This window comes from Candidatus Eisenbacteria bacterium (assembly GCA_035577985.1).
Lineage (GTDB): Bacteria > Desulfobacterota > Binatia > DP-6 > DP-6 > DATJZY01.
On the sequence record DATJZY010000066.1, the window covers coordinates 1 to 4527 of the forward strand.

The 4527-nt window shown below is 71.3% G+C and carries 4 protein-coding genes; all 4 read left to right on the plus strand.

The features are described 5' to 3' along the window. Window positions 1-243: 243 nt before the first annotated feature. Complete coding sequence (locus VMS22_10605) at window positions 244-2382, plus strand: cation-translocating P-type ATPase (protein HXJ34474.1); 2139 nt, start codon at window positions 244-246, stop codon at window positions 2380-2382. Further along, window positions 2376-3290 carry a zinc ABC transporter substrate-binding protein gene (locus VMS22_10610; protein HXJ34475.1) on the plus strand — a complete coding sequence of 305 codons (915 nt, stop codon included), beginning with the start codon at window positions 2376-2378 and terminating at the stop codon, window positions 3288-3290. Before VMS22_10605 ends, VMS22_10610 begins: the two co-directional genes overlap by 7 nt. Before the next feature lies 1 nt (window position 3291). Further along, window positions 3292-4062: an ATP-binding cassette domain-containing protein gene (locus VMS22_10615; protein ID HXJ34476.1), complete on the plus strand. Its 771-nt coding sequence runs from the start codon at window positions 3292-3294 to the stop codon at window positions 4060-4062. 4 nt (window positions 4063-4066) lie between these two features. After that, the coding region (locus tag VMS22_10620) for a metal ABC transporter permease (protein ID HXJ34477.1) at window positions 4067-4527 on the plus strand (461 nt) is incomplete at its 3' end.

A 4527-nucleotide genomic window follows, 5' to 3' on the forward strand; every position in this document is an offset into this window, starting at 1 on the left:
CATCAAGCGCGTCAGCGATAGCGTCGTCCAGGACGTCGAGGATCTGACCGCCGAGGTCCGGGCCGAGCTCGACCGCGACCGGGAGACGGAGGCCGAGGGTGCGGCTCGGGCAACCGGCCCCGGGCGCGGGGACGGCCGGCCGCGTCGGTCGCGGAGGTCGTGATTCCGCGCCTCCGCTCGGCCATCGCGGGGCGGATGCGCTGGGAAGCGGCCGCGCTCCGCTCGCCCGGAAGAGCTGCCGCAGTGGAGGCCGCCCTCGCGGAGTACCCAGGCGTGATCGAAGTGCGCGCCACGCCCAGCACCGGCAGGCTCCTCGTCCGATACCAGGCCCCGCTCACCGCCGAGGACGTGGCGCGTCGTCTTCGCCGAGACCTGCGGCGAGCGCCGCTGAAGCGCCGCCATCCCACGCAGGTCGTCCCGCCGCGCGCGGTTGCCGGCGTCGGCCACGACCACCATGACCACGATCACGACGACAGCCTGCGTCATCACGTCAAGAACCTCGTGCTCGGCGGGGGCGTCCTCGCGGGACTCCTCGGCAAGCGCCTACTGCTGGGTGTCGGCCCGGTCGTGAGCAGTCCGTTGCTCTTTGCCATCACTGCCCTCTCTACGATCGTCACCAGCTATCCCTATCTCCGCGGCGCCATCTCCTCGATCCGCGCCCGTCGCTCTCCCACTACGGACACGCTCGTCAGCGCCGCGACGATCGCCAGCCTGGCCCTTCGCGAGAGCGTCACCGGCCTCACCGTGGTCTGGCTCCTCAACCTCGGCGAGTATCTGCAGGCGCTCACGTTGCGCCGGACGCGACGGGCGATCCGCGCGCTGCTGGAGACGGGTCCGGACGACGCGTGGATCGTCGTGAACGGCAGCGAAGTCCGCGGACCGATCGCGGCGATCGCGCCCGGGGACCTGGTCGCCGTCCACGGCGGCGAGCGCATCCCGGTGGACGGGCGCGTCGAGCTCGGGTCAGGCACCGTGAATCAGGCCCCCATCACGGGCGAGAGCATGCCCGTCACCCTGAACGCGGGCGATCCCGTCTACGCGGGAACGGTCCTCCTGGCCGGCGCGCTGCGCGTCAGGTGTGAACGGGTCGGCGCCGACACGGCCGTGGGTCGCCTGATCAAGCGGGTGGAGGAGGCGGAAGAGCTGCGGCCTCGCATCCAGACCGTGGGAGAGCGGTTCGCGGCGCGGTTCGTGCCTGCATCCTTCGTCTTGGCAGGGCTCGTCTATGGTGTGACCGGGGACGCGCGCCGCGCCCTGACGATGTTGCTCATCGCCTGCCCGTGTGCGGCAGGGCTCGCCACGCCGACCGCCGTCAGTGCCGCCGTCGGCAACGGCGCCCGACGCGGCGTCCTGATCAAGGGCGGCACGCACCTCGAGTCGGCCGCGGCCCTCGACGTGGTGGTCTTCGACAAGACCGGTACGCTGACCGAGGGCCTGCCGCGCGTGGAGCGCGTGCTGTCCCTCGCGCGTGACTACTCCGCGGCACAGGTGCTCGGGCTTGCCGCGAACGTGGAGCTGCACTCCCAGCATCCGCTTGCCCTCGCCGTGCTGGACCATGCGCGGAACCGCGCCGTGGCGATTCCGTCGCACGACGAGTGCGAGATCCTCGTGGGCCGCGGCGTGCACGCCGACTGGGAGAACAACTGCGTCCTCGTGGGAAGCCGAAAGCTCCTCACCGACTTCAGCGTCGTGGTGCCCGACCAGGTGGAGCGCTTGTACGAGCGGCTCGCCACCGCGCCCGAGACCGTCATGTACGTGGCCCACCAGAACCAGGTCATCGGGCTCATCGGGGTGCGCGACAAGGTCCGGCCCGACGCGCGGACGGCGCTCGACGAGCTCCGGCGTGCCGGCGTCGCACGGTTGCTCCTGCTCACCGGGGATGGGGAGGCGGCCGCCCGCTCCGTGGCGGAGGCGGTCGGCATCGACGAGTGGCGCTCGCAAGTGCTGCCCGAGGAGAAGTACGACGCGATTCGCGATCTGCGCCAGGGCGGCGCGCGCGTCGCCATGGTGGGCGACGGCATCAACGACGCGCCCGCCCTTGCCCTCGCCGACGTCGGCATCGCCATGGGCACGGCGGGATCCGACGTGGCGATCGAGGCGGCCGACATCGCGCTGGCGTCCGACGACATCCGCCACGTGGCGACCGTCGTCCGTCTGAGCCAACGCACGATACGCATCGTGCGTCAGAACTACGCGATTGCCCTCGGCGTCAATGCCGGCGGCCTGCTCATCGGCGCCGCGGGTCTGCTCAATCCCTTGCTGGCCGCCGCCCTGCACAACCTCAGCACACTGCTCGTCGTCGTCAACTCCACACGGTTGATCGCGTATGACCCGGCGGCGCATGGGGGTGGAACCGCGGCGGGTCGTCGCCTCGAATGCTGACGCGCCGGGCGATACTCGCCGGCTCGGTGGCCGCGGCGGTCGGTGCGCGCACCCGCGCGGCGGCGCAGGATCCGTCACCGGCGCCACCGTGCCCGGTCGCGCGGATCGCCCTCGTGGCGGCGGCGAATCAGTACGGCAGCATCGCGCAGCAGCTCGGCGGACGGTGCGCCGAGGTCACGAGCATCATCAGCAACCCGAACACCGATCCGCACGAGTTTCAGACCGACATCGCGGTGGCGCGCGCGTATCAGCGGGCGGAGCTCGTCGTCGACAACGGGCTCGGGTACGACGACTTCTCCCGCAAGATCGTCGCGACGCTGCGCCGGAAACCGATCGTCGTCACGGCGGGTGACGTGGTGGGGCTCAAGGCGGGCGATAATCCCCACGTCTGGTACGACCCACAGTACATCGACCGTGTCGCGGAGGCACTGACGGAGGCGTTCGAGCGCCTGCGCCCCGCCGCGGCGGCGTACTTCGGCGCGCAGGCCCGCGGGTTCGCAGAGAGCCTGCGGCCGTATCGGTCCGCGATCGAGACCATCCGTCGGGGCTTCGCGGGGACGCCGATCGGCGCCACCGAGTCCATCTTCGTTTACATGGCGCGGGCCACCGGGTTGGCGCTCGTCACGCCGCCGAAGTTCATGGCCGCGGTGGCCGAGGGGGCGCAGCCGAGCGTGGCCGACATGATCGCGTTCCACACCCAGATCGAGCAACGGCAGATCCGTGTGCTCGTCTACAACGCCCAGACGGTGACGAACCTGACGCGGGAACTCCAGGAGCGAGCGCGGGCCGCTGGCGTTCCCGTCGTCGGCATCTCGGAAACGCTCGTGCCGCCGACGGCAACCTTTCAAGCGTGGCAGGTCAGGCAGCTCGAGGCCGTGCGCCTCGCCCTCGGCGGAGGCGCGCGGTAACGTGACCGACGCCGCCCCGGCGATCGTGCTCGACGCGGTGACCGTCACCCTCGGCGGTCGCCGGATCTGGGCCGAGGCGAGCTTTCGCATCGAGCCCGGCGAGGTCGTGGCCGTGATCGGCGCCAACGGATCCGGCAAGTCGACGCTGCTGCGACTGATCCTCGGACAGATCGCCCCGAGCGCGGGCCGCGTCGCCGTCCTCGGGTCGCCACCTCGCCGCGGAAACCGATCGATCGGACTCGTGCCCCAGCGCCGGGACCTCGGCGCCGGCGTCGCCTTGCGCGGACGCGATCTGGTGGTCCTGGGCACGAACGGACATCGCTGGGGATTCGGCAAGCTCAAGCCCGACGAGGCTGAGCGAGTCGAGCGGGCGCTCGAGGCCGTCGGCGCGACCGAGTTCGCCGACGAGCCGGTCGAGCGCCTGTCCGGCGGCCAGCAGCAGCGGCTGTTCATCGCCCAGGCCCTTTGCGAGGGCGTCGCCATCCTGCTGCTGGACGAGCCGCTGGCGAGCCTGGATCTGCGAAGCCAGGGCGAAGTCGTCGGCGTCGTCGCCGACATCAACCGGAAGCGCAAGGTGACCACGCTCGTGGTCACGCACGATCTGAATCCGCTCCTGCCGATCCTGCATCGCGTCGTCTACATCCTTGACGGACGTCCGCGCTGCGGCGCGGTCGAGGCCGTGGTCACCCCGGGGACGCTCTCGGCGCTGTACGGGACCCCGGTGCAGGTGCTCCAGGCGGCCGGGGGCGATCGATTCGTGCGGGTCGCGTGAGGCGATGCAGTCCTGGTCGGCGCTCTTCGACTACGACTTCATGCGCCATGCGTTCGCGGCGGGAACGATCGTGGGCGTGACCGCGGGCGCGATGGGCTACTTCGTCGTCCTTCGCCGGCTGGCGTTTGCAGGGCACGCGCTGGCCCACGTCGGGTTCGCCGGGGCGACGGGGGCCGTGCTCGTCAACGCCAACGTCTTCGCCGGGCTCGTCACGCTCACGACGGGGGCAGGCATCGCGATGGGGCTCCTGGGCGATCGCCTCCGCGCTCGGGACGTGGCGATCGGCACCGTGCTCGCGTTCACGATGGGACTGGGCAACCTCTTCCTCAGCCTGTCGACCCGCCTGTCGGGCGAGGCGACGAGCGTGCTGTTCGGCGACTTGCTCGCCATCTCGTCCGCGCAAGTCGCCTTCATGTTCGCGGTCGCCGTCGCGGCGCTGGTGGTCCTCGGGGCGATCTACCGGCC